This is a genomic window from Streptomyces sp. NPDC088762 (assembly GCF_044750905.1).
GTDB lineage: Bacteria > Actinomycetota > Actinomycetes > Streptomycetales > Streptomycetaceae > Streptomyces.
On the sequence record NZ_JBIVKT010000020.1, the window covers coordinates 29,978 to 53,953 of the forward strand.

Sequence of the window (23,976 nt, forward strand, 5' to 3'; positions counted from 1 at the left end):
GCTGAGCCTATCGAGGGAGGTCAGGGGGGTGGCGCGGCGGTGTGCGCGCGGGCCTCGGAGGCGAGCCGCTTCTCCTCGCGGCGCTGGGCCCGGCGGCGCAGGAAGCGGCGGATCCGGGTCCAGAGGAAGATCAGCAGGGCGAGTCCGATGGCCAGCAGCACGGCCGCGATGATCGCGGCTGCCTCAGGGTTGAACATCGCGAAGGTGATGATGCCGGCGACGCCCAGGTCCTCGGCGATGCTCATCGCCACGTTGGTGAAGGGTTCGGGCGAGGTGTTGACCGCCATCCGGGTGCCGGCCTTGACGAAATGGCTGGCCAGCGCCGTGGAGCCGCCGACCGCACCGGCGGTGATGTCGGAGAGCGAACCGCTCTGCCCGGCCAGCAGCGCACCGATCACCGCGCCCGACACCGGGCGGATCACCGTGTGGGCGGTGTCCCATATCGAGTCGACGTACGGGACCTTGTCGGCGACGGCCTCGCAGAGGAACAGCACCGCGGCGACGATCAGCACGTCGGTGCGTTGCAGCGACGCGGGGACCTCGTCGGTCAGGCCGGTCGCGCCGAAGATGCCGAGCAGGAGGACCACGGCGTACGCGTTGATCCCACTGGCCCAGCCGCTGGTGAAGACCAGGGGGAGCACACTCACCTGATCATCATGCCGCAGAAGGAGCGCGGCGACGGACCAAACGCCCAACAGCGAGGGGGTAACCGGTACAACCGGGACACCGGGGACAACAGCGAGGGGACGGCCGCCTCACGGCTGCCGTCCCCTCGCGCGTCTTCACGTGGTGGTGCGTTGCTGCGGGGGCTACTGCCCCTGTTCGTCCCGGCGGCGCTGCCACCGTTCCTCGATGCGGGTCATCATCGACCGACGCTGCCGGCTGCGGCCGCGGGCCGCACCACCTGCACTTCCGGAGGCGGGCTGCTCACCAGGCTTGGGTGCCTTGCGCCAACCGGTGACCACGAGGACCGTACAGCCGAGCATGACGAGGAACCCCACCACGCTGACCCAGAGTACGTTCGGCACGATCACACCGGTCATGAGGAGCGCGATACCGACCACAATGCCTGCGACTGCCTGGTAGACCCGTCGACGGGTGTACGTGCGCAGTCCGCTTCCCTCAAGCGCTGTCGCGAACTTGGGATCTTCGGCGTACAGCGCTCGCTCCATCTGCTCGAGCATGCGCTGCTCGTGCTCCGAGAGCGGCACGGGAGTCCTCCTCATCCGTCGGTCGCGGGGGTGGCGACCAGGGGTCCCCTTCAGGATAGGCGGGGAATCGCCCCCGTGATACCCGCCCTCTACGCCGGCTTGTGAATGAAACACAGGCTGAACACAGCATCAGCCCGAATCAAGCACCCGCCGAAATCCGTACCGCCGCGGGGGCGGTCACTGAGGCGCTTATTCCCCACTGGCCCGTCCACCATGCCGGTCACTGCCCCGATCATACGGGCCGAAGCGGCGTATCGGAGGGTGTGTGGCCGACTCCGTGCCAGGAAGATCGCAGATCAGGCCTGCTTCTCGCCGAGCACGTGCAATTGCGTGGCGACCGCGTGGAAGGCGGGCAGCTCCGCGGCGGCCTCCTCCAGGCGCAGCAACGCCTCCACCGCGCCCGGCTCGGTGTCCACCAGGACCCCCGGAACGAGGTCGGCGAAGATCCGCACGCCGTGGACCGCGCCGACCGCCAGACCGGCCGAGCCGACCAGCTCGGAGAGCTGCTCGGCGGTGAAGCGGCGCGGCACCGGGTCGCCCGAGCCCCAGCGGCCGGCCGGGTCGGTCAGGGCCGTACGGGCCTCGGTGAAGTGCCCGGCCAGCGCGCGGGCGAGCACGGCCCCGCCCAGGCCGGCGGCGAGCAGACTGAGCGTGCCGCCGGGGCGCAGGGCGGCGACGGCGTTGGCCACGCCCTCGGCCGGGTCGTCCACGTACTCCAGCACCCCGTGGCACAGCACCACGTCGTACGCGTCGCGCTCGACGACCTCCAGGAGGCCCTGGGCGTCGCCCTGGACCCCGCGGACCAGGTCGGCGACGCCGGCCTCGGCCACCCGGCGCTCCAGGCCGAACAGTGCGTTCGGGCTGGGGTCGACCACCGTGACCCGGTGGCCCAGGCGGGCCACCGGAACGGCGAACTTGCCGGTGCCGCCACCGGTGTCGAGCACGTCCAGCACGTCCCGCCCGGTCGCCTTCACCCGGCGGTCGAGCGCCTCCTTGAGGACCTCCCACACCACGGCGGTGCGGAGGGAGGCACGGGGGCGGGAAGTGTCCGACACGGCTGATGGCTCCTCGGCGCGGTAGGGAAGGGGTGAGCCTTGCTGGCCCCACTCCGCCCTACCCTATTGCCTTCCGCCGCCGGTCAGCTCATCCCGCCTCGGGACGCTCCGGCCGGGGCTGGGGCACGGCCGGCCCCGCCGTCTGGACCCCGTTCGCGGCGAGGGGCGGCTGGGCCGGACGGATGGCGAGTATCCGCTCCACCAGGCGCAGGAACATCGAGACCGCGCGCACCAGGTCGTCCGCGTCCCGGCCGGTGGCCGCGTCCGGTATCCCCGCCTCGCAGCGGGCCCGCCGGGCGGCGCCGGAGGCGAAGAGCGCACTCCACTCCGCCAGTTCCGGCGCTATCTCCGGCAGCACCTCCCACGCGCTGCGGATGCGCGGCCGCCGCCGCGGGTGCACCGGTTCGGGCCGCCCGCGCGCGGCGAGCACGGCCGCGGCGGTGCGCAGTGCGGCGAGGTGGGCGGTGGCGTACCGCTCGTTGGGCCGGGTCAGCCGCGCGGCTTCGGCCAGGCCGCTGCGGGCCTTGTCGAGCAGGTCGAGTGCGGCCGGCGGAGCAGCCGACCTCCGCAGGACGGGGTGGACAGGGGACGGGGACGGTGTGGCCATGACGAACCTCCTGTCGATGCGTTCGTGCGTGCGGCGCGTTTCGGTGCGCGCTTCCCCCATCGTGACGGCCCCCACTGACAATCGCGCTGACCTGCGCTTTTGCGGTGCGAGGCAGGACAACTGCCCCTTTCTGTCCGTTCGGTGCGCCAAAAGGTGGTAGTTTTTGAACTGACCGGTCAGTTCAAAAGAAGGGGGACGGTGTGGACAGCCCGCACGGCGCGGCCGTCAAAGCCGAGGGCTTCGGACTCAAGGGCCCGCGCGGCTGGACCTTCCGGGGGGTCGGTATCGACGCGGCGCCCGGATCGCTCATCGCGGTCGAAGGCCCCTCCGGCAGCGGCCGCACCTGTCTTCTCCTGGCCCTCACCGGCCGGATGAAACCCACCGAGGGCCATGCCGAAGTCGGCCACCACCGCCTGCCGAAGAAGATGGCCGCGGTCCGCCGGATCGCCGCCCTCGGCCCGGTCCCCGGGGTCAATGACCTCGACCAGGCCCTCACCGTCGCCGAACAGCTGCGCGAGGGCGCCCTGCTCCAGCGCCGCTACGAGGGTCCCGTCCGCGCCCTGCTGCGCCCCCGCGCCGAGCGCCGCACCGACACGGAGGCCCGGATCGGCGCCGCCCTCGCCGCCGCGGGACTCGACCTCGAGACCCTGCCCAAGGGCCCGCGCACCTCCGTACGCGATCTGGAACGCCTGGAGACCGTACGGCTGTCCGTGGCCATCGCCCTGCTGGGGTCCCCGCGGCTGCTCGCCCTCGACGACCTCGACCTCAAGCTCTCGGAAGCCGAACGCGCCGAGGCCTGGGACCTGCTGCGCTCCCTCGCCGCCGCCGGCACCACCGTGCTCGCCGTGTGCAGCGAGGCGCCGGCCGACGCCGTGGTGCTGAGGACCGCCCCCGCGGACCCGTCGGACCCGGCGGACGGCGCGGACACCGGGACCAAGGCCGCGGACACCGGGACCAAGGCCGCGGACACCGGGGCCGCGGACACGGAACCCGCGGACACCGAAGACGCGGCCGCCGGACCCGCGGACACCGAAGACGTGAACGACGACACGAAGGGGACGGACGATGCGCTCGCCGAAGCTGGCCGCGCTTGAGCTGAAGCGGTTCGGGCGGGGGAAGCTGCCCGCGGCCGCTCTCGTCGCGCTGCTCCTGATCCCGCTGCTCTACGGGGCCCTGTACCTGTGCTCCTTCTGGGACCCGTACAAGAACCTCGACAGGGTGCCCGTCGCCCTCGTCAACGCCGACAAGGGCACGACCGTCGACGGCAAGCGCATCGACGCCGGCGGCGAGATCACCAAGAAGCTCCACGACAGCAAGACCTTCGACTGGCGCGAGGTGAGCGCCGAGGAGGCGGCGAAGGGGCTGGAGAAGGGGACGTACTACCTGTCCCTCACCATGCCCGCCGACTTCAGCGCGAAGATCGCCTCCAGCTCCGGCGAGGACCCCGCCACCGGGGCCCTGCAGGTCCGTACGAACGACGCGAACAACTACATCGTCGGCTCGATCTCGCGCACCGTCTTCTCCGAGGTCCGCGCGGCCGCGTCCACCAACGCCTCCCGCGGCTTCCTCGACAAGATCTTCGTCAGCTTCTCCGACCTGCACGACAAGACCGCCGAGGCCGCCGACGGCGCCGACCAGCTCAAGGACGGCGCGGGCAAGGCCCAACAGGGCGCGAAGGACCTCGCCGACGGCCTCGACACGGCCAAGGAGAAGACGGGCGAGCTCACCGGCGGACTGAAGAAGCTGGGCACCGCCGCCGGACAGCTCGAAACCGGCTCCAGGCAGGTCGCGGACGGCACCCAGGAGCTCGCGGACAAGGTCAACGGCGCCGCCGCCAAGGCCCGCCCCTTCGTCAAGGACCCCAAGAACCTGGCGGACACCGCCAAGCTGGTCGCCGACACCGCCCAGGTGGTCAACAAGCACCTCGACAAGTTCGCCGAGAAGGCCCCGGCCGCCGCATCCGCCGCCAGGAAGGCCTCCAGCGGGGCTGACGCCTACTACACGAAGCACTGCGTCACCCCGGGCGCGGAGCCGCACCTGGCCTCCTGCCCCGAGCTGAAGAAGGTCCGGGACGACGCCGCGGAGGCCGCCCTCCTCTCCGGCGACGTCAACACCCTCGTCGCCAACACCAACGGCGACATCGGCAAGATGCGCACCCAGCTGACCGACCTGGAGAACAAGGCCCGCGAGCTCGTCGACAAGGCCCCCGGCCTCGCCGGTGACCTCGACGCGGCCGTGGCCAAGGTCAACGCCCTCAACAACGGCGCCCACAAGGTGGCCGACGGCATGGTCCGGCTGCACGCGGGCATCGGCACCGCCACCGGCGGCTCCGGCGCCATCAACGCGGGCGTCGGCAAGCTCGGCGACGGCGCGCACACCCTCGACGGCGGCATGTACAAGCTCGTCGACGGCACCGGCGAGCTCGCCGGCGGCCTGCACGAGGGCGCCGGCAAGATCCCGGACTACGACCAGCAGCAGCGCGACACCCGCACGCAGGTCATGGCCGACCCGGTCCGGCTCGCCAACCAGTCCCTCCACAAGGCGCCCAACTACGGCACCGGCTTCGCCCCCTACTTCATCCCGCTCTCCCTCTGGGTCGGCGCGATGGTCGCCTACATGCTCATCGCCCCGCTGAACCGGCGGGCCCTGGCCGCGGGCGCCTCGCCCTGGCGGATCGCCTTCGCCGGCTGGCTGCCCGTGGCGGGCATCGGCATCGCGCAGGTGGGTGCCCTGATGTCCGTACTCCACTGGGGCCTGGGCCTGGAGATGGCCCGGCCCGCCCTCACCATCGGCTTCCTCATGCTGGTCACCGGCTGCTTCGCGGCCATCGTCCAGTGGTTGAACGCCAAGTTCGGAGCGGCCGGGCGGATCCTCGTCCTCGCCGTGCTGATGCTCCAGCTGACCTCGGCGGGCGGCACGTACCCCGTCCAGACCAGCCCCGGCTTCTTCAACTGGATCCACCCCTACCTGCCGATGTCGTACGTCGTCGAAGGACTGCGGCGCCTCATCACGGGCGGCGACCTCGCCCCCGTCTGGCAGGGCTGCGCGGTCCTGACGGCCTTCACCGTCGGCGCCCTCGCCCTGTCCGCGCTCGCCGCCCGCGGCAAGCAGGTGTGGACCATGGACCGGCTGCATCCGGAACTGAGCCTGTAGGGAGCGCTTGACCTGTGAGAATCAGCGCCATGGAAAGCAGCAGCACCGGTACGGGCACGGGCACCGGCGGGGGCGGTCGACGCCAGGCCACCCGCCAGAAGCTCTACGAGGCGGCGGTCACGCTCATCGCCGAGCAGGGGTTCTCCGCGACCACGGTCGAGGAGATCGCCGAGCGGGCGGGCGTCGCGAAGGGCACCGTCTACTACAACTTCGCGAGCAAGAACGACCTCTTCGAGGAGCTGCTGCGCCACGGGGTCGGCCTGCTGACCGCCTCGCTGCAGACGGCGGCGGAGGAGACGGAGGCGCGCGGCGGCAGCCGGGTCGAGGCGCTCGACGCCATGATCCGGGCCGGGCTCGTCTTCATCGACCGGTACCCGGCCTTCACCCAGCTCTACGTGGCCGAGCTGTGGCGGACCAACCGGGCCTGGCAGTCGACGCTCATGGTCGTACGGCAGGAGGCGGTGGCCGTCGTGGAGACGGTGCTGCGGGAGGGCGTCGAGCGGGGGGAGCTGAGCGCGGAGATCGACGTGCCGCTGACCGCCGCGGCCATGGTGGGGATGGTGCTGGTGGCGGCGCTGGACTGGCAGTCCTTCCAGAGCGAGCGGTCCCTGGACGACGTGCACTCGGCGCTGTCGCTGCTGCTGCGGGGGCGCGTCAGCGGGAACCGCTGACGTGTGGGCGCCCCCCAGTCGGCGGTGCCGTGCGGGGGGCGGCAGGCCGTACAACTGGTGGGGCCCGGCGCGGCGACTGAGTATCCGTACCTAGGCACGGAGATGAGTACGCGCGCGGATGGGCTCCCACCTGCGCGAACGCCAGACTGGGGGCAGCGGACAGGAGACCCGGTCCGCACCGCGGACACGGGGCCGCGGAGCGGACCGGGTGCCTCCTCCGGGTCCGCGGTGCGGTACCGCCGGCGCGGCGGGGCTCGGGGGGATCGAGCCTCGCCGCGTTTGCGCGTCCGCGGGTGTGCGGGTGGCCGTGACGGTGCCCCGGGCCCGCCGGTGCGGCGCCGTTGCCGGGGCTCCGCCCCGGACCCCGTACGTGCGCTCCGCGCCCGTGCCCTCAAACGCCGGGCGGGCTGAAATCAGCCCCGCCCCCGCAGCGGGAGGCGCAGGCGCAGCGCCGTCAGGCGGGCGGACAGCGTCGTGGCCAGGGCCGTCCAGCGGGCGGAGAGCGCCCAGCCGACCCGGGCCGCCGAGCGGGGGAAGAGGAGCGCGCGGAGGCGGGAGGTGCGGCTCGCCGAGGCCAGCAGGCCCGTGCGGGCGCGCAGGACGTCCTCCGCCAGGTCCGGGTAGCCCGCGGCCGCGCCCGGCGGTGCGTACAGGGCCCGTTCCACGGCGCCCGCGACCCGGTGGACCGCCCCGGCGGCCTCCGGCTCCAGGCGGCCCAGCTCCACGATCCGGCCCGCCGCCCGCCGGGGCGACAGCGCCCCGTCCGGCGGTACGCCCACGTCCCACGCGGCGTCGCCCAGCTCCCGCCAGGCAGCCGCCACCTCCCCGCCGCCCAGCCGGCGCGCGCGCAGCCGGCCGCGCCACAGCACCGGGAGGAGGGGGAGGGACAGGACCGCCGCCACGAGCGCCGCCCAGCCGAGGATCGCCGTCGCCGACGGTCCGTCGTCACCGGTGGGACCCTGTGCCTGGGCGGCCGCCCCGCACTCGCCGAGCTTCTTCAGCTCCGGCGGGCAGTCGTCCGCCTTCGACGGCGCGGCCGACGGCTCCGGCGCGACCTGCGAGGGCAGCGCCGCCGGGGCCGACGGCTGGGCGGCCGGGGCCACTGGGCGGGAGTAGTCCGGCACGTTGATGCCCGACCGGGGCGTCGGCTCGAACCGCGTCCACCCCACCCCCTCGAAGTACAGCTCCGGCCACGCGTGCGCGTCCCGCATGGACACGTTCACACTGCCGTCCGACTGCTTCTCGCCCGGGGTGAAGCCCACCGCGACCCGCGCCGGAATGCCCAGCGAGCGGGACATCGCCGCCATGGAGAAGGCGAAGTGGACGCAGAACCCCTCCTTGTCGGCGAGGAAGCGGGCGACCGCCTGGGGGCCGTTGCCGGAGGCCGTCTTCGTGTTGTAGCGGAAGCCACCGCTCACGGCGAAGAAGTCCTGCAGCTTCACCGCCCGCGTGTAGTCGTCCTTCGCGCCCTGCGTCACCTGGCGGGCCGTGTCGGCGACCACCGGCGGCAGGTTGTCCGGCAGCTTCGTGTACTCGTCCCGGACCGCCTTGTCCGGCGCGGGGGCCTTCTGCAGCTGCTGCGCCGTCGGCCGCAGCTGCAGGCTGCGCACCGTGTACATCGCGCCCTGGACGTTCTGGAACCTGTCCTTGCCCAGCTGGTCGCCGACCAGGGTCCGGCCGACCGGCTCGAACCGCCACTTCCCGCCGATATCCACCTGCGTCGCCGGGTACGGCATCGGCAGGTAGCGCTGCGTGTAGCTGTCCGCCGCCGAGATGCTGGTGCGCACCTCGAGGGCGCCCGCCCGGACCTTCTCGGCCACCCCGGGCGGATCCGGCAGCCGCTCCGGCACATCGGTCAGGGCCCGCCCGGAGGCCTCCCACTTGACCCCGTTGAACTCGTCGAGGGCCAGGATCCGCAGGTACTGCTCACCCTGCTGCGGGTTGTCCGTCCGGTACTTGAGCACCACCCGGTTGTCCTGCGCGTTCAGGTTGCTCTGGAGGGAGACCAGCGGGTTGACCGCCGAGATCGTCCCGCCCGCCCCGCTGCCGTCGCCCTCCGCCTCGCCCTGCCCGCCCAGCAGCCCACCGCCGAGCGCGGGCAGCGCCGCCGGCACCGCCAGCGCCAGCCCGAGGGCCACCGCGCCGATCCGCCGGCCGGTCCGCACGGGGGCCGTCGCCCGCCCGCCCGGGCCGCCGCCGAGGCCGGAGGCGGCCGACACCCGGTCGCGCGGTGCCCCGCCGAAGACCCGGCCCCACTGGGCGAGCCGGTCCCGGCCCTCGGCCAGCAGCATCATCAGGTACCCGGAGCCCGCCAGCAGGAAGGCGAACCAGGAGGCCTCCCCGCCGCCCGACAGGCCCGCGGCCACCGAGTACAGCGCGAGCAGCGGCAGCCCGGCCGCGGCGGCCGTCCGCAGGGTCACCGCCAGCAGGTCCACCAGCAGCCCGATCAGCAGCACCCCGCACACCAGCAGCAGCCGGATGCCGTCCGTCAACGGGGCGGGGATCGCGAACTCGCCCACGTCCTGCACACCGCGCCGGAACAGCGCTCCGAAGTCCGTCACCAGGTAGGCCACCGGCCCGGTGCCGCCGGTCCCGGCCTTGCCGCCGAAGAGGAACGCGAGCAGCACCAGCGACACCAGCAGCTGCGCGGCCACCGTCAGGGACCGCGCCAGCGGCACCCGCCGGGCCCCGGCCCCCACCGCGCTCTGCACGGCCAGCAGCAGGGCCGCCTGGAGCAGCCACCCCGCCGAGTCGACCAGCGGGACCAGCGACCACGAGGTGAGCAGGGCCGCCAGCGCCGCGAAGACCGTCACTCTCGCCCGCCCGCTCATGCCCGCCCTCCGGAGGTTCCCGCGTTCAGGTGCCCGGTACCGGCGTGGCGCCACAGTTCGCCGAAGGCCACCCCGGGAGGGGCGGCCAGCGCCGTCCAGCCCGCGTCGCGCAGCCTGCCCAGCCGCTGCTCGAGCGGGGGCAGGGCGTGGTCCTGCGCGGGCTGCCCGGCCCAGGTCGCGGAGTCGAGTACGAAAGCCACCGCACCCCCGGCACGCTGGCGCATCTTGGCCGCCATTTCGGTCTGTACGTCGTCCAGGTCTCCGAAGAAGGCGATGAGGAGCCCCTCGGCGCCCGCTGCGCCGAAACCGCCACCGCCACCGCCGCCGCGCACCGCGTCGTAGGCCCGGGAGAGGCCCGCGCCGTCCGAGTGCCCGACCACCGCGAGGGTGTCCATCATCAGTCCGGCGGCCTCCGCGGAATCGTGCCCGCCGGAGGTGAAGCCACCGCCGCTCTCGCCGGGCACCGAGTCGCCGGTGTCCGTGAGCAGCCGTACCGAGAAGCCCTGTTCCAGCAGGTGTACGAGGGCCGAGGCGGCCCCGGAGACGGCCCACTCGAAGGCGGAGTCGGGGCCCGCGCCGTCGAAGGCGATGCGCCGGGTGTCCAGCAGGACGGTGGCCCGGCTGCGCTGGGGCTGCTCCTCGCGGCGCACCATCAGCTCGCCGTAGCGGGCGGTGGAGCGCCAGTGCACCCGGCGCAGGTCGTCGCCGCGCCGGTAGGTGCGGGGGATCACGTCGTCGTCGCCCGCGAGGGCCAGCGAGCGGCGGCTCCCGTCGCCGTAGCCGGAGGCCTCGCCGGCCAGCCGCACGGGCGGCAGCTGCTCGGTGCGCGGGATGACGGTCAGGGTGTCGTAGGTGCTGAAGGAGCGGGTGAGCTCGACCAGCCCGAAGGGGTCGGTCAGCCGCAGCTGGAGCGGGCCGAGCGGGTAGCGGCCGCGCAGGTCGGAGCGGACCCGGTAGGACACCTCGCGGCGCCCGCCGGCCTCGACCCGGTCCAGGACGAACCGCGGCCGGGGCCCGAGCACGTACGGCACCCGGTCCTGGAGCATCAGCAGGCCCGTGGGCAGCCGGGAGACGTTGTCCAGGCGCAGCTGCACCCGGGCTTCGGCGCCCGCGGGCACCCGCCCCGGGGTCAGCCGGCGGCTGCCGGAGACCCGGTAGCGGGTGCGGTGCAGGGCGTAGACGCAGATCAGCGGCAGGGCGGCGAGCAGCAGGCCGACCCGGAGCAGTTCGCCCTGGCCGAGCACGTACGCGCACGCGGCGGCGGCGGCCCCGGCGGCCAGGAAGGAGCGGCCCCGGGTGGTCAGGCCGGACAGCGACGTGCGCAGCCCGCCTTCCGGGCGGCCGGCGCCGCGCGGGGCACCGGCGCTCATCAGAAGCCCCGGATGCCGGCGCCGGGCGGCATCTCGCCGCGGGCGTGCGCCGCCGGGACGGGGGTGCGCTGGAGGATCTCGCCGACGACCTGCTCGGCGGTGCGCCGGTTCAGCTGGGCCTGGGCGGTGGGCAGCAGCCGGTGCGCGAGGACGGGGGCGGCCAGTGCCTGGACGTCGTCGGGCAGTACGTAGTCCCGGCCGGCGAGCGCGGCGGAGGCCTTCACGGCGCGCAGCAGGTGCAGCGTGGCGCGCGGCGAGGCGCCCAGGCGCAGGTCCGGGTGGTGGCGGGTGGCGGAGACCAGGTCGACGACGTAGCGGCGGACCGGCTCGGCCACGTAGACCTCGCGGACGGCCTCGATGAGCTTGACGATCTCATGGGCGTGCGCGACGGCCGTCAGGTCGTCGAGCGGGGACAGCCCGCCGTGCACGTCGAGCATCTGGAGCTCGGCCTCGGGGCTCGGGTAGCCGACGGAGACGCGGGCCATGAAGCGGTCGCGCTGGGCCTCGGGCAGCGGGTAGGTGCCCTCCATCTCCACCGGGTTCTGGGTGGCGACGACCATGAACGGGCTCGGCAGCGCGTAGGTGGTGCCGTCGATGGTGACCTGGCGCTCCTCCATCGACTCCAGCAGCGCCGACTGGGTCTTCGGCGAGGCGCGGTTGATCTCGTCGCCGATGACGATCTGCGCGAAGATCGCGCCCGGCTTGAACTCGAACTCGCGGCGCTGCTGGTCGTAGATGCTGACGCCGGTGATGTCGGAGGGCAGCAGGTCCGGGGTGAACTGGATGCGCTGCACCGAGCAGTCGATGGACTTGGCGAGCGTCTTGGCCAGCATGGTCTTGCCGACGCCCGGCACGTCCTCGATCAGCAGGTGCCCCTCGGCGAGCAGCACGGTGAGCGCGAGGCGGACGACCTCGGGCTTGCCCTCGATCACGCTCTCGACCGACTGGCGCACCCGCTCCGCCGTGCTCGTCAGATCAGCGAGGCTCGCTCGGTCGTCATACGTGGTCACCTGGTTCTCCTCGGCCCATTCCCAGGGCCGACGCCCTCGGCGCATGAACCGGCCCACCCCAAACACGGACACCGGCCCCGGGAGGGTCCCGGGGGGTGTCTCCCCGCATTCTTGACGGCGTTACGGCCTTGTGTCACTCAGGAGCTGGGATCGATCTCCCGGAGGAGCCCGGTGTGCACGTCGAAGACGAAGCCTCGCACATCGTCCGTGTGCAGCAGGAAGGGGTTGGTGCGGACCCGCTGCATGGACTGGCGAACGTCCTGGTCGACGTCGCGGAAGGCCTCGACGGCCCACGCGGGGCGCTGGCCGACCTCGTCCTCCAGCTCGTGGCGGAAGTCCTCGGTCAGGCTTTCGAGACCGCAGCCGGTGTGGTGGATCAGTATCACCGTGCGCGTGCCGAGGGCCCGCTGGCTGATGGTGAGGGAGCGGATGGTGTCGTCGGTGACCACGCCGCCCGCGTTGCGGATCGTGTGGCAGTCGCCGAGTTCGAGGCCGAGGGCCTTGTGCAGGTCGAGGCGGGCGTCCATACAGGCCACGACGGCCACGTGCAGGACGGGCCGGGCGTCCATGCCCGGATCGGTGAATTTCGCCGCGTAGGCGCGGTTCGCCGCGACCAGCCGGTCGGTGACGGAGCGGCCGCCCGATGCCTCGGGCGCGGACTCGGCAGGCAGGGATGCGGAAGTCGTCATGGATACGACGGTAATGGTCACAGCGCGTGCGGGCACGGAGTGAGTGTGGACAAAGAAGGTCAACAAGCCTTGTTGTGAGCTAACCCACAGGGGTGAGGGGGAGGCGGCCGACCGGGTGATTCGCGGCATTTGCGGGTTCGGTGCCGGGGGCGCGCAGGGCGACGCGCACGGCGCGCGAGGCGGTTCGTTGACCCCGGCGACCGTTGCACTAAAGTGACGCGAACCGGCCGGAGCCCGGCCCTGACCGGCCGCCCGGCCCCGAAGACTCCGCGTGCGCGGCGCGTACGTACGCCTGTCGCGCCGTTATCTGAGAGGGCGCTTTGACTAGCGAGTCCCGACATGTCCCGGTGATGCTCCAGCGGTGCCTGGACCTGTTGGCCCCGGCGCTGGAGAGGCCCGGGGCCGTCGTCGTCGACTGCACCCTCGGCCTCGGCGGCCACAGCGAGGCCCTGCTGACCCGGTTCCCCGAGGTTCACCTGATCGGCCTCGACCGCGACAAGGAGGCCCTGCGGCTCTCCGGAGAGCGGCTCGCCCCCTTCGGCGACCGGGCCACCCTCGTCCACGCGATCTACGCCGACCTGGCGGAGGTCCTGGACGGCCTGCGCATCCCGACCGTCCAGGGCATCCTCTTCGACCTGGGCGTCTCCTCCATGCAGCTGGACGAGGCCGACCGCGGGTTCGCGTACGCCCAGGACGCGCCGCTGGACATGCGGATGGACCAGACGACGGGCATCAGCGCCGCCGAGGTGCTCAACACCTACGCGCCGGGCGAGCTCGTACGGATCCTGCGCCAGTACGGCGAGGAGAAGCAGGCCAAGCGGATCGTGTCGGCGATCGTCCGGGAGCGGGAGAAGGAGCCCTTCACCAACAGCGCCCGGCTGGTCGACCTGATCCGCGACGCACTGCCGCAGGCCGCGAAGCGGACCGGTGGCAACCCGGCCAAGCGGACCTTCCAGGCGCTGCGGATCGAGGTCAACGGCGAGCTGTCGGGGCTGGAGAAGGCCATCCCCGCGGCGGTGGACCGGATCGCGGTCGGCGGCCGGATCGCGGTGCTCTCGTACCACTCGCTGGAGGACCGGCTCGTGAAGCAGGTCTTCGCGGCGGGCGCGGCCTCCACGGCTCCGCCCGGGCTGCCGGTGGTGCCGGAGAAGTACCAGCCGAAGCTGAAGCTGCTCACGCGCGGCGCGGAACTGCCGACCGAGGAGGAGATCGCCGAGAACCGGCGGGCCGCCCCGGCGAGGTTCCGCGGAGTCGAACGCATCCGGGAGGCGCGGCTGTGACGGCCGCCGGGGGCGGGAGCGGCCGCGGCGGGAGGTTCGCCACGCTGACGCGGGGGCGGGCGGCCCGCGTCGGGCGGGCGCTCGGCGGGCCGGGGCGACCGGTGCGGCAGGGGCGCGCCCAGGCGGCGCGGATGCCGTTCGTCCTGCTGGTCGTGGCGCTGCTCGCCGGAGGACTGATCAGCCTGCTGCTGCTGAACTCGGCGCTGAACGAGGGGTCCTTCCGGCTGTCGAAGCTGAAGAAGGAGACCACCGCGCTCACCGACGAGGAGCAGGCGCTCCAGCGGGACGTGGACGGCTACTCGGCGCCGGACGCCCTCCAGCGGCGGGCCCAGGAGCTGGGTCTGGTCCCGGGCGGCAGCCCGGTCTTCATCGGGCCGGACGGCAAGATCACCGGCGCCGCGGCTCCGGCCGAGCCGCCGGCTCCGCCGTCCCCGCCGCCGTCCGCGGCCGCGACGCCGTCCGCCCAGCCGTCCGCGGAGCCGTCCGCGCAGCCCTCTGCGGCTACGTCCCAGCCGTCCCCGTCCCCGTCCGTGCCGTCGCAGTCGACCGCGGCGCCCGGTCCGACCCCGCAGCCCAACCAGCCTCCTGGAAGGTGACGTCGTGACGCGGATCCCTGCGGGGCCTTTCCCCACCCCGCCCTTCCACCGTTCCCCGGGCTCCGCCCGGACCCGACAGGCCGGGTGGGCGCAGCGCCGCTGCCGGGGGCTCTGCCCCCGGACCCCCGCGCCTCAAACGCCGGCGAGGCTGCAATTGCCGCTGTGCGGCAACCCAGCCGCCCCTGGCGGACGGCATCGGCCACATCCAGCCTCGCCGGCGTTTGAGGCGCGGGGTCTGGGGCGGAGCCCCGGGAAGCGGCCCGCAGGGCAGTGTCCGGCCGCCACGGTCGGGGCGGTGGCACGGTGAGGCCGCAGGAGCCGCCGCGGCGGCGGGTGCCCGGGCCGGCGTCGCGGGCGCGGGCCACGGCGCGGCCGGCCTCGCGGCCCGCGACCCGGCGGCCCGCCGCGCAGCGCAAGCCGCACACCATCCGGCTCGGCAGCCCGAGGCCCCGGCTGCGCCTCGTCAGCGTCGGGCTGACCCTGGTCATGGTCGCCTTCGTGGTCCGCCTCCTCCAGGTGCAGGCCGTCGACGCCTCCGCCTTCTCCGCCGAGGCCTCCAAGAACCGCTACACCAGCGTCAAGCTGGCCGCCGAGCGCGGGGAGATCACCGACCGCAAGGGCGTGGCCCTCGCCACCAGCGTCGACGCGTACGACATCACCGCCGACCCCAAGATGTTCACCCCGCAGGACAGCAAGGCCCCCGACGCCCCCGAGCAGGCGGCCGCCCTCCTCGCGCCCATCCTCGGCAAGGACGCCAAGGAGCTCACCGCCCGGCTGAAGACGAAGAACACCCGGTACGTGGTCCTCGCCCACCGCCAGACCCCCCAGGTCTGGAACCAGATCAAGGACCTCAAGAAGGTCTTCGCGGACAAGGCCGAGGCCGACAAGCGGAACAACGGCCCCGGCGCCAACGTCCTGGCCGGGGTGTTCAAGGAGGACAGCAGCATGCGCGTGTACCCGGGCGGCGACCTCGCCGCCGGGATACTGGGTTACGTCAACGCCGAGGGCAAGGGCGCCGGCGGCCTGGAGTCCTCCCTCGACAAGAAGCTGTCCGGCAAGGACGGCGAGGTCACCTACGCCCAGTCGGGCGGCCGCCGCGTCCCGACCGCCGGTTCCAGCGAGAAGCCCGCCGTGCCCGGCGAGGACATCGAGCTGACCATCGACCGCGACATCCAGTGGGCGGCGCAGAGCGCCATCACCGAGCAGGTCCAGAAGTCCGAGGCCGACCGCGGCTACGTCATCGTCCAGGACACCCGCACCGGCGAGGTCCTGGCCATGGCCAACGCCCCCGGCTTCGATCCCAACGACCTGACCCGCGCCCGTTCCACCGCCATGGGCAACGCCGCGCTCCAAGACGTGTACGAGCCCGGCTCCACCGCCAAGGTGATGTCGATGGCCGCCGTACTGGAGGAGAAGAAGGCCACCCCGGAGACGCACGTCGAGGTGCCGAACCGGCTGCACCGCGGCGACCGGCTCTTCAAGGACGACGTCGACCACCCGACCTGGTACCTGACCCTGAACGGGGTCCTCGCCAAGTCCTCCAACATCGGCACCATCCTGGCCACCGGCCAGCTCGGAGCCACCCAGTCCGAGGCCAACAAGGTCCTGTACTCGTACCTGGACAAATTCGGCATCGGACGGCCCACCGGTCTGAACTACCCGGGGGAGTCCCGCGGCATCCTCGCCAAGCCGGAGGAGTGGTCCACCTCCCAGCAGTACACGATTCCTTTCGGCCAGGGCCTGTCCCTCAACGCCATGCAGGCGGCCTCCGTGTACTCCACCATCGCCAACGGCGGAGTGCGGATCACCCCGACCCTGGTGCGCGGCACCAAGGGCCCCGACGGCCGCTTCACCCCGGCCCCGGCGCCCGAGCGGACCCCCGTGATCAGCCCGGAAACCGCCAAGACCCTGGCCGAGATGCTCGAGTCCGTCGTGGACGACCAGGAGGGCACCGGCACGAAGGCGAAGATCCCCGGCTACCGGGTCGGCGGCAAGACCGGCACCTCCAACCGGGTGGATCCGGCCACCGGCCGCTACAAGGGCTACACCGCCTCCTTCGCCGGGTTCGCACCCGCCGACAACCCGCGCATCACCGTGTACTGCGCGATCCAGAACCCCACGAAGGGCAGCTACTTCGGCGGTCAGATCTGCGGCCCGATCTACAAGAAGGTCATGGAGTTCGCCCTGAAGACCCTCCAGGTCGCCCCCACCGGTACGGCCCCCGCAGGGCTCCCGGTCGCCTTCGACCCCGGTCCGCAGCCCGCCCCGCAGCCCAGTCCGCAGCCCGGCCGGTGACCCACCGCCCGGCCAGAAAAGCGTGAGGCACCACCAGTGACAACGATCACCCCGAAACCCGGGAACCAGTCGGCCGCCGGCGGCGAGGCCGGGCCCTCACTTCGCGACCGGCCCGCCGCGCCCGGTACGCTCACCGCCGTGCCCCACGCTGATCAGCCCAGAACCACCCAGAAAGACGCCCCGGCAGTGCCGCCGGGAGCGCCCCGGCCCGTGTCCGCCCGCCCGACCCCTCTGGGCGAGCTGGCCACCCTGCTGGGCGTCCAAGCGCCAGGCGCGGCGCAGATCACCGGCATCACGCACGACTCCCGTGCGGTCCGCCCCGGCGACCTGTACGCGGCCCTGCCCGGAGCCAGGCTGCACGGCGCGGACTTCGCCGCTCAGGCGGCCGCCCTCGGCGCCGCCGCCGTGCTGACCGACCCCGCGGGCCGCGAGCGCGCCGCCGCGACCGGGCTGCCGGTCCTGGCCGTGGCCGACCCGCGCGGCCGGATCGGCGAGCTCGCCGCCGAGATCTACGGCCACCCGGGCGAGGACCTGCTCCAGATCGGCATCACCGGCACCTCCGGCAAGACCACCACGGCGTACCTCGTCGAGGGCGGCCTGCGCGCGGCGGGCCGCAGCACCGGACTGGTCGGCACCGTGGAGATGCGCATCGGCGACGAGCGCATCAAGTCCGAGCGGACCACCCCCGAGGCCACCGACCTCCAGGCCCTCTTCGCGGTCATGCGCGAACGCGGGGTCGAGGCCGTCGCCATGGAGGTCTCCAGCCATGCCCTGGTGCTCGGCCGCGTCGACGGCTGCGTCTTCGACGTCGCGGTCTTCAACAACCTGAGCCCGGAACACATGGAGTTCCACTCCGGCATGGAGGACTACTTCCAGGCGAAGGCGGGACTGTTCACCCCCCGCCGGGCCCGCCTGGGCGTGGTCAACCTCGACGACGAGTACGGCCGTCGGCTCGCCAAGGAGGCGACGATCCCCGTCACCACCTTCTCCGCCGCCGGCGACCCGGCCGCCGACTGGCGCGCCGAGGACGTGGTCTTCGGACCGGCGAGCTCCACGCTGACCCTGGTGGGTCCGGGCGGACAGCGCGTACGGGCCACCGCTCCGCTGCCCGGCCCGTTCAACGTGGCCAACACCGTCGCCGCGATCGTCACCCTCGCCGCCGCCGGCCTCGACCCGCAGACCGCCGCCGACGGCGTCGCCGCGGTCCCGGGGGTCCCCGGCCGGCTGGAGCGGGTGGACGCGGGACAGCCGTACCTGGCCGTCGTCGACTACGCGCACAAGACGGACGCCGTCGAATCGGTCCTGCGCGCCCTGCGCGAGGTCACCACCGGCAGGCTGCACATCGTCCTCGGCTGCGGCGGCGACCGCGACACCACCAAGCGAGGCCCCATGGGCGCCGCCGCCGCCCGCTACGCCGACGTGGCCGTCCTGACCTCCGACAACCCGCGTTCCGAGGACCCCCTCGCGATCCTCGCCGCGATGTTCGAAGGCGCCGTGTCGGTACCGCCCGCCGAGCGGGGCACCGTCCTCGTCGACGCCGACCGGGCCGCGGCCATCGCCGCAGCCGTCGCGCGCGCCGAGCCCGGCGACACCGTGCTGGTGGCGGGCAAGGGCCACGAGCAGGGCCAGGACACCGCGGGTGTCGTACGGCCCTTCGACGACCGCGAAGTACTGCGCGCCGCCATCCGGCACGCGCTGCGGGACGACGCACGCACGAACGAAGCACCGAAGAACGACGCGCTCGAGCAGGCCGAGGTGAACCAGTGATCGCCCTTTCCCTCGCCGAGATCGCCGACATCACCGGCGGGCGGCCCCACGACATACCGGATCCGTCCCTGCGGATCAGCGGGCCCGTCGTCATCGACTCCCGCCAGGTGGAGGCCGGCAGCCTGTTCGCCGCCTTCGACGGCGAACACGTCGACGGCCACGACTACGCCGGGCGCGCGATCGAGGCCGGAGCCGCCGCCGTCCTCGCGGCCCGGCCGGTCGGCGTACCCGCCATCGTGGTCCCCGATGTCGAGAAGGCGCTCGGCGCCCTCGCGCGGGCCGTCGTCGAACGGCTCGGCACCGACGTCGTGGCCCTGACCGGCTCGGCCGGCAAGACCTCCACCAAGGACCTCATCGCGCAGGTGCTCCAGGCCCACGCGCCCACCGTGTGGACGCCGGGCTCCCTCAACAACGAGATCGGCCTGCCGCTCACCGCGCTCAAGGCCACCGCCGAAACCCGGCACCTGGTACTGGAGATGGGGGCCCGCGGGATCGGCCACATCGCCTACCTCACCAGCCTGACCCCGCCGCGCATCGGGCTCGTCCTGAACGTCGGCACCGCCCACATCGGGGAGTTCGGCGGCCGCGAGCAGATCGCCCAGGCCAAGGGGGAACTGGTCGAGGCCCTGCCCTCCGAGGCCGAGGGCGGCATCGCCGTCCTCAACGCCGACGATCTGCTGGTGCGGGCCATGTCCGCCCGCACGAAGGCCCGTACGGTCCTCTTCGGCGAGGCCGAGGACGCCGACGTCCGCGCCACCGAGGTGCGGATGACGCCCGCGGGACAGCCCGCCTTCACACTCCACACACCGACCGGGTGCAGTGATGTGACCTTGCGGCTGTACGGTGAGCACCACGTGTCGAACGCGCTCGCCGCGGCCGCCGTCGCCCATGTACTGGGCATGTCCGTCGAGGAGATCGCCACCGCGCTCTCCGGGGCGGGCACCCTGTCCCGGTGGCGGATGGAGGTCACCGAACGGGCGGACGGCGTCACGATCGTCAACGACGCCTACAACGCGAACCCCGAGTCCATGCGGGCCGCCCTGCGCGCGCTTGCCGCGATGGGCGACGCCGCCAGGGCGAACGGGGGACGCACGTGGGCAGTGCTCGGTCCCATGGCCGAACTCGGAGACGCATCGCTGGCCGAGCACGACGCGGTGGGACGGCTCGCCGTCCGGCTCAACGTGAGCAGGCTCGTCGCAGTCGGGGGCAGGGAAGCGTCCTGGCTGCAACTGGGCGCATATAACGAGGGTTCGTGGGGTGAGGAGTCGGTGCTCGTGTCCGACGCGCAGGCGGCGGTCGACCTGTTGCGCAGTGAACTGCGCCCGGGTGACGTCGTGCTGGTGAAGGCTTCCAGGTCGATCGGACTGGAGCGGGTCGCGCTGGCGTTGCTGGAGCGCGAGGGCGAGGTCGCCGACCGATGAGGCAGATCCTGTTCGCCGGTGTCATCGGCATGTTCCTCACCATCGTCGGCACCCCGCTGCTGATCAAGCTGCTGGCCCGCAAGGGCTACGGCCAGTTCATCCGCGACGACGGCCCGCGCGGCCACGCCGGGAAGAAGGGCACGCCCACCATGGGCGGCATCTCCTTCATCCTGGCCACGCTCATCGCGTACGCCCTGACGAAGGTCATCACCGGCAGCGAGCCGACCTTCTCGGGCCTGCTCGTGCTCTTCCTGATGGCGGGCATGGGCCTGGTCGGCTACCTCGACGACTACATCAAGATCGTCAAGCGGCGCTCGCTCGGTCTGCGGGCCAAGGCCAAGATGGCCGGCCAGCTGATCGTCGGCATCGCCTTCGCGGTGCTCGCGCTGCAGTTCAAGGACTCGCGCGGGCTCACCCCGGCCTCCACCAAGCTGTCGTTCGTCACCGACTTCGGCTGGGCGATCGGCCCGGTGCTGTTCGTGGTCTGGGCGCTGTTCATGATCCTGGCCATGTCCAACGGCGTGAACCTCACCGACGGCCTCGACGGCCTGGCCACCGGCGCCGCCGTCATGGTCTTCGGCGCCTACACCTTCATCGGCGTGTGGCAGTTCCAGGAGTCCTGCATCAACGCGCAGACCCTGACGAATCCGAACGCCTGCTTCGAGGTGCGCGACCCACTCGACCTCGCGGTCGTCGCCTCCGCCCTGATGGGCGCCTGCTTCGGCTTCCTGTGGTGGAACACCTCGCCCGCCAAGATCTTCATGGGTGACACCGGCTCTCTCGCCCTCGGCGGCGCGCTCGCGGGCCTCGCCATCTGCTCCCGCACGGAGTTCCTGATGGCGCTGCTGGGCGGCCTGTTCGTCCTCATCACCATGTCGGTGGTCATCCAGGTCGGCTCCTTCAAGCTGACCGGCAAGCGAGTCTTCCGGATGGCTCCGCTCCAGCACCACTTCGAACTCAAGGGCTGGTCCGAGGTCCTGGTCGTGGTCCGTTTCTGGATCATCCAGGGCATGTGCGTGATCGTGGGCCTCGGTCTCTTCTACGCGGGATGGGCAGCCGACAAGTGAGCACCACCGACCTGGCCGGAGTACTCGGCCCAGACGCCCTGGGCCGGTTCGGCCTGCCCGGCCGGATCACGGTCGCCGGTCTCGGCGTCAGCGGCGTCAGTGCCGCCCGTGCGCTGGCCGCACTCGGCGCGACGGTGACCGTCGTCGACAACGGCGACGGCGACGCGCACCGGGCGAAGGCCGCCGAACTCGCGGAGCTCGGCGTCGAGGTCCGGCTCGGTCACCTGCCCGACGGCACCCGGGCCGGGGAGACCCTGCCCGAGGGCACCGAACTGGTCGTCACCTCGCCGGGCTGGCAGCCGCAGAGCCCGCTCTTCCTGGCCGCCGCCGAGGCCGGCGTCGACGTCGTCGGTGACGTCGAGGTCGCCTGGCGGCTGCGCGAGGCGGGCGTGGCGCTCCGCGCGGCCCGGGCGGCCGCGGAGGCACCCGTGAGCGGCGCGGCCGAATGGCTCGCCATCACCGGTACGAACGGCAAGACCACCACCACCCAGATGCTGGCGTCGATCCTCAAGGCGGCCGGCCTGCGCACCGCGGCCGTCGGCAACATCGGCACGCCCATCATCGACGTGGTCCTCGGCGAGCAGCAGTACGACGTACTCGCCGTCGAGCTCTCCAGCTACCAGCTGCACTGGGCGCCCTCGCTGCGCGCCCACTCGGCGGCCGTCCTCAACCTGGCGCCCGACCACCTGGACTGGCACGGCTCCATGGAGGCGTACGCAGCCGACAAGGGCCGGATCTACGAGGGCAACCGGGTGGCGTGCGTCTACAACGTCGCCGACCCGGCCACCGAGAAGCTGGTCGAGAACGCCGACGTCGAAGAGGGCTGCCGGGCGATCGGCTTCACCCTCGGCGCCCCCGGCCCCTCCATGCTCGGCGTCGTCGACGGCATCCTCGTCGACCGGGCCTTCGTGGAGAACCGGCAGAAGAACGCCCAGGAGCTCGCGCAGGTCGAGGACGTCAACCCGCCCGCCCCGCACAACATCGCCAACGCGCTCGCCGCGGCGGCCCTGGCCCGCGCCTTCGGCGTCGAGCCGCGCGCGGTCCGCGACGGGCTGCGCGACTTCCGCCCGGACGCCCACCGGGTCGCGCACGTGGACGAGGTCGCCGGGGTCACGTACATCGACGACTCCAAGGCCACCAACACGCACGCGGCCGAGGCCTCCCTCGCCGCCTTCGAGCCGGTCGTCTGGATCGCCGGCGGCCTCGCCAAGGGCGCCACCTTCGACGAGCTCGTACAGAAGTCCGCGAAGCGGCTGCGCGGTGTGGTGCTGATCGGCGCCGACCGGGCGCTGATCGCCGATGCGCTGGCGCGACACGCCCCCGAGGTCCCGGTCGTCGACCTCGACCGGACCGACACTGGGGCGATGCTCGCAGCGGTCCGGGAAGCGGCCCGCCTGGCCGAGCCCGGCGACACCGTCCTGCTGGCGCCTGCCTGTGCCTCGATGGACATGTTCGCGAACTACAACAAGCGTGGGGACGCGTTCGCCGACGCGGTGCGCGAACTGGCCGCCGAGAGCGCCTAGGCAGGGCTCCTGGAACAGGTCTCTCCGGCCGGCTGCTCGCCTCGTACGAGTGGAGGGGAAGGTCACAGATGCCGGCCAAGCAGATGCTGCCGGGGCGGCGGCCGTCCGCCGTGAAGGCGCAGGGCCGCAAACGCCCTGCGGTGGGTGCCGGGCGGCCCGCGGGGCGCGGTCCGCTGGCCGGACTGCGCCGTACGCAGCAGCAGTTGCGCAGGGCCTGGGACCGCCCGCTCACGGCGTACTACCTGATTTTCGGCAGCTCGCTGCTGATCACCGTGCTCGGTCTGGTGATGGTCTACTCGGCCTCCATGATCAAGGCCCTCCAGCTCGGCCTCGGCGACGCCTACTTCTTCAAGAAGCAGTTCCTCGCCGCCCTGATCGGCACCCTGCTGATGCTCGCCGCCTCCCGGATGCCGGTGAAACTGCACCGGGCGCTGTCCTATCCGGTGCTCGCCGGCACCCTGTTCCTGATGGTCCTGGTCCAGGTCCCCGGGATAGGGGTCTCGATCAACGGCAACCAGAACTGGATCTCCCTCGGCGGTCCGTTCATGCTGCAGCCCAGTGAGTTCGGCAAGCTGGCGCTGATCCTGTGGGGCGCCGACCTGTTGGCGCGCAAGGGCGACAAGGGGCTGCTGAGCCAGTGGAAGCACCTGCTGGTGCCGCTGGTCCCGGTGGCCTTCCTGCTGCTCGGCCTGATCATGCTGGGCGGGGACATGGGCACCGCGATGATCCTCGGTGCCGTCCTGTTCGGCCTGCTCTGGCTCGCGGGCGCCCCCACGCGGCTGTTCGTCGGCGTGATGGCGTTCGCCGGTGTGATCGTCGCACTGCTGATCAAGACCAGTCCGCACCGGATGGACCGGCTGGAGTGCATCGGCGCGACGGATCCGGGCAAGAACGACCTCTGCTGGCAGGCGGTCCACGGAATCTACGCCCTCGCCTCGGGCGGATGGTTCGGTTCCGGATTGGGCGCCAGTGTGGAAAAATGGGGACAACTGCCCGAAGCCCACACCGACTTCATCTTCGCCATCACCGGGGAGGAACTGGGCCTGGCGGGGACGCTGTCGGTACTCGCCCTGTTCGCGGCTCTAGGCTATGCGGGTATCCGCGTGGCCGGACGCACGGAGGACTCCTTCGTACGGTTTGCCGCGGGAGGCGTGACCACCTGGATCACGGCCCAGGCCGTGATCAACATCGGTGCGGTGCTCGGCCTGCTGCCGATCGCCGGAGTCCCGCTCCCGCTGTTCTCCTACGGAGGGTCGGCCCTGCTGCCGACCATGTTCGCGGTCGGACTGCTCATCGCCTTCGCGCGGGAGGAGCCGGCCGCGCGCGCGGCCCTCGCGATGCGACAGCCGAAGACCGGCTGGAGGCGGACCGGGGTGAGATGGAAGTCGATGAGACGGCGCGTCAAGAAGCGTCCGTCCGGAGAGCGGTGA

At 72.7% G+C, this 23,976-nt stretch carries 19 protein-coding genes; 11 read left to right on the plus strand and 8 right to left on the minus strand.

What is annotated here, in order from left to right; all coding sequences use genetic code 11:
• Positions 1 to 20 precede the first annotated feature (20 nt).
• From ACIP5M_RS31730 to ACIP5M_RS31745, 4 genes are all read right to left on the minus strand, one after another.
• A complete protein-coding gene (locus tag ACIP5M_RS31730) occupies positions 21 to 647 on the minus strand; it encodes a DUF4126 domain-containing protein (RefSeq protein ID WP_401203195.1) in 627 nt (208 codons plus the stop codon).
• A 162-nt stretch (positions 648 to 809) separates the two neighbouring features.
• Positions 810 to 1,211, minus strand: a complete 402-nt coding sequence (locus ACIP5M_RS31735) for a DUF3040 domain-containing protein (protein WP_401203197.1) — start codon at positions 1,209 to 1,211, stop codon at positions 810 to 812.
• 296 nt (positions 1,212 to 1,507) lie between these two features.
• The gene (locus ACIP5M_RS31740; RefSeq protein WP_401203200.1) at positions 1,508 to 2,266 is read right to left on the minus strand and encodes a methyltransferase; all 759 of its coding nucleotides are present in this window, start codon (positions 2,264 to 2,266) and stop codon (positions 1,508 to 1,510) included.
• A gap of 88 nt (positions 2,267 to 2,354) precedes the next feature.
• Positions 2,355 to 2,873, minus strand: coding sequence for an SAV_6107 family HEPN domain-containing protein (locus tag ACIP5M_RS31745; RefSeq protein ID WP_401203202.1), 519 nt, complete (start codon positions 2,871 to 2,873; stop codon positions 2,355 to 2,357).
• 200 nt (positions 2,874 to 3,073) lie between these two features.
• Between ACIP5M_RS31745 and ACIP5M_RS31750 the strand changes: the two genes are divergently transcribed.
• Genes ACIP5M_RS31750 through ACIP5M_RS31760 form a run of 3 tightly spaced genes read left to right on the plus strand, consistent with a single transcriptional unit; the run spans position 3,074 to position 6,697 of the window.
• A complete protein-coding gene (locus tag ACIP5M_RS31750) occupies positions 3,074 to 3,967 on the plus strand; it encodes an ATP-binding cassette domain-containing protein (protein WP_401203205.1) in 894 nt (297 codons plus the stop codon).
• Positions 3,939 to 6,026 (plus strand): YhgE/Pip family protein, encoded by a 2,088-nt coding sequence (locus tag ACIP5M_RS31755; protein WP_401203206.1) that lies wholly within the window; start codon positions 3,939 to 3,941, stop codon positions 6,024 to 6,026. The genes ACIP5M_RS31750 and ACIP5M_RS31755 overlap by 29 nt, the downstream gene beginning before the upstream one ends.
• 29 nt (positions 6,027 to 6,055) lie before the next feature.
• Positions 6,056 to 6,697 carry a TetR/AcrR family transcriptional regulator gene (locus ACIP5M_RS31760; RefSeq protein WP_401203208.1) on the plus strand — a complete coding sequence of 214 codons (642 nt, stop codon included), beginning with the start codon at positions 6,056 to 6,058 and terminating at the stop codon, positions 6,695 to 6,697.
• Positions 6,698 to 7,110: 413 nt separating this feature from the next.
• On the opposite strand, the gene ACIP5M_RS31765 is transcribed toward ACIP5M_RS31760, so the two are convergent.
• The 4 genes from ACIP5M_RS31765 to ACIP5M_RS31780 all read right to left on the minus strand — a co-directional run bounded on the left by ACIP5M_RS31765 (position 7,111) and on the right by ACIP5M_RS31780 (position 12,597).
• The gene (locus tag ACIP5M_RS31765) at positions 7,111 to 9,528 is read right to left on the minus strand and encodes a transglutaminaseTgpA domain-containing protein (protein WP_401203210.1); all 2,418 of its coding nucleotides are present in this window, start codon (positions 9,526 to 9,528) and stop codon (positions 7,111 to 7,113) included.
• Positions 9,525 to 10,898, minus strand: coding sequence for a DUF58 domain-containing protein (locus ACIP5M_RS31770; RefSeq protein ID WP_401203213.1), 1,374 nt, complete (start codon positions 10,896 to 10,898; stop codon positions 9,525 to 9,527). Before ACIP5M_RS31770 ends, ACIP5M_RS31765 begins: the two co-directional genes overlap by 4 nt.
• On the minus strand, positions 10,898 to 11,908 hold the full coding sequence (locus ACIP5M_RS31775; protein ID WP_401203214.1) for an AAA family ATPase: 1,011 nt from the start codon (positions 11,906 to 11,908) through the stop codon (positions 10,898 to 10,900). The genes ACIP5M_RS31770 and ACIP5M_RS31775 overlap by 1 nt, the downstream gene beginning before the upstream one ends.
• Before the next feature lie 137 nt (positions 11,909 to 12,045).
• Positions 12,046 to 12,597 (minus strand): beta-class carbonic anhydrase, encoded by a 552-nt coding sequence (locus ACIP5M_RS31780; protein ID WP_401203217.1) that lies wholly within the window; start codon positions 12,595 to 12,597, stop codon positions 12,046 to 12,048.
• A gap of 320 nt (positions 12,598 to 12,917) precedes the next feature.
• Here ACIP5M_RS31780 and rsmH point away from each other — a divergent pair, with 320 nt between their 5' ends.
• From rsmH to ftsW, 8 genes are all read left to right on the plus strand, one after another.
• A complete protein-coding gene (rsmH, locus tag ACIP5M_RS31785; protein WP_401203219.1) occupies positions 12,918 to 13,877 on the plus strand; it encodes a 16S rRNA (cytosine(1402)-N(4))-methyltransferase RsmH in 960 nt (319 codons plus the stop codon).
• Positions 13,874 to 14,473 carry a hypothetical protein gene (locus ACIP5M_RS31790; RefSeq protein WP_401203222.1) on the plus strand — a complete coding sequence of 200 codons (600 nt, stop codon included), beginning with the start codon at positions 13,874 to 13,876 and terminating at the stop codon, positions 14,471 to 14,473. Before rsmH ends, ACIP5M_RS31790 begins: the two co-directional genes overlap by 4 nt.
• Before the next feature lie 303 nt (positions 14,474 to 14,776).
• Positions 14,777 to 16,768 (plus strand): peptidoglycan D,D-transpeptidase FtsI family protein, encoded by a 1,992-nt coding sequence (locus ACIP5M_RS31795; protein ID WP_401203224.1) that lies wholly within the window; start codon positions 14,777 to 14,779, stop codon positions 16,766 to 16,768.
• A gap of 36 nt (positions 16,769 to 16,804) precedes the next feature.
• On the plus strand, positions 16,805 to 18,535 hold the full coding sequence (locus tag ACIP5M_RS31800; protein WP_401203227.1) for a UDP-N-acetylmuramoyl-L-alanyl-D-glutamate--2,6-diaminopimelate ligase: 1,731 nt from the start codon (positions 16,805 to 16,807) through the stop codon (positions 18,533 to 18,535).
• Positions 18,532 to 19,956 carry a UDP-N-acetylmuramoyl-tripeptide--D-alanyl-D-alanine ligase gene (gene murF, locus ACIP5M_RS31805; protein ID WP_401203230.1) on the plus strand — a complete coding sequence of 475 codons (1,425 nt, stop codon included), beginning with the start codon at positions 18,532 to 18,534 and terminating at the stop codon, positions 19,954 to 19,956. The genes ACIP5M_RS31800 and murF overlap by 4 nt, the downstream gene beginning before the upstream one ends.
• On the plus strand, positions 19,953 to 21,023 hold the full coding sequence (gene mraY / locus ACIP5M_RS31810) for a phospho-N-acetylmuramoyl-pentapeptide-transferase (protein WP_401203232.1): 1,071 nt from the start codon (positions 19,953 to 19,955) through the stop codon (positions 21,021 to 21,023). The genes murF and mraY overlap by 4 nt, the downstream gene beginning before the upstream one ends.
• Positions 21,005 to 22,546 (plus strand): UDP-N-acetylmuramoyl-L-alanine--D-glutamate ligase, encoded by a 1,542-nt coding sequence (gene murD, locus ACIP5M_RS31815; protein WP_401203235.1) that lies wholly within the window; start codon positions 21,005 to 21,007, stop codon positions 22,544 to 22,546. The genes mraY and murD overlap by 19 nt, the downstream gene beginning before the upstream one ends.
• Positions 22,547 to 22,614: 68 nt before the next feature.
• The gene (gene ftsW / locus ACIP5M_RS31820) at positions 22,615 to 23,976 is read left to right on the plus strand and encodes a putative lipid II flippase FtsW (protein WP_401203237.1); all 1,362 of its coding nucleotides are present in this window, start codon (positions 22,615 to 22,617) and stop codon (positions 23,974 to 23,976) included.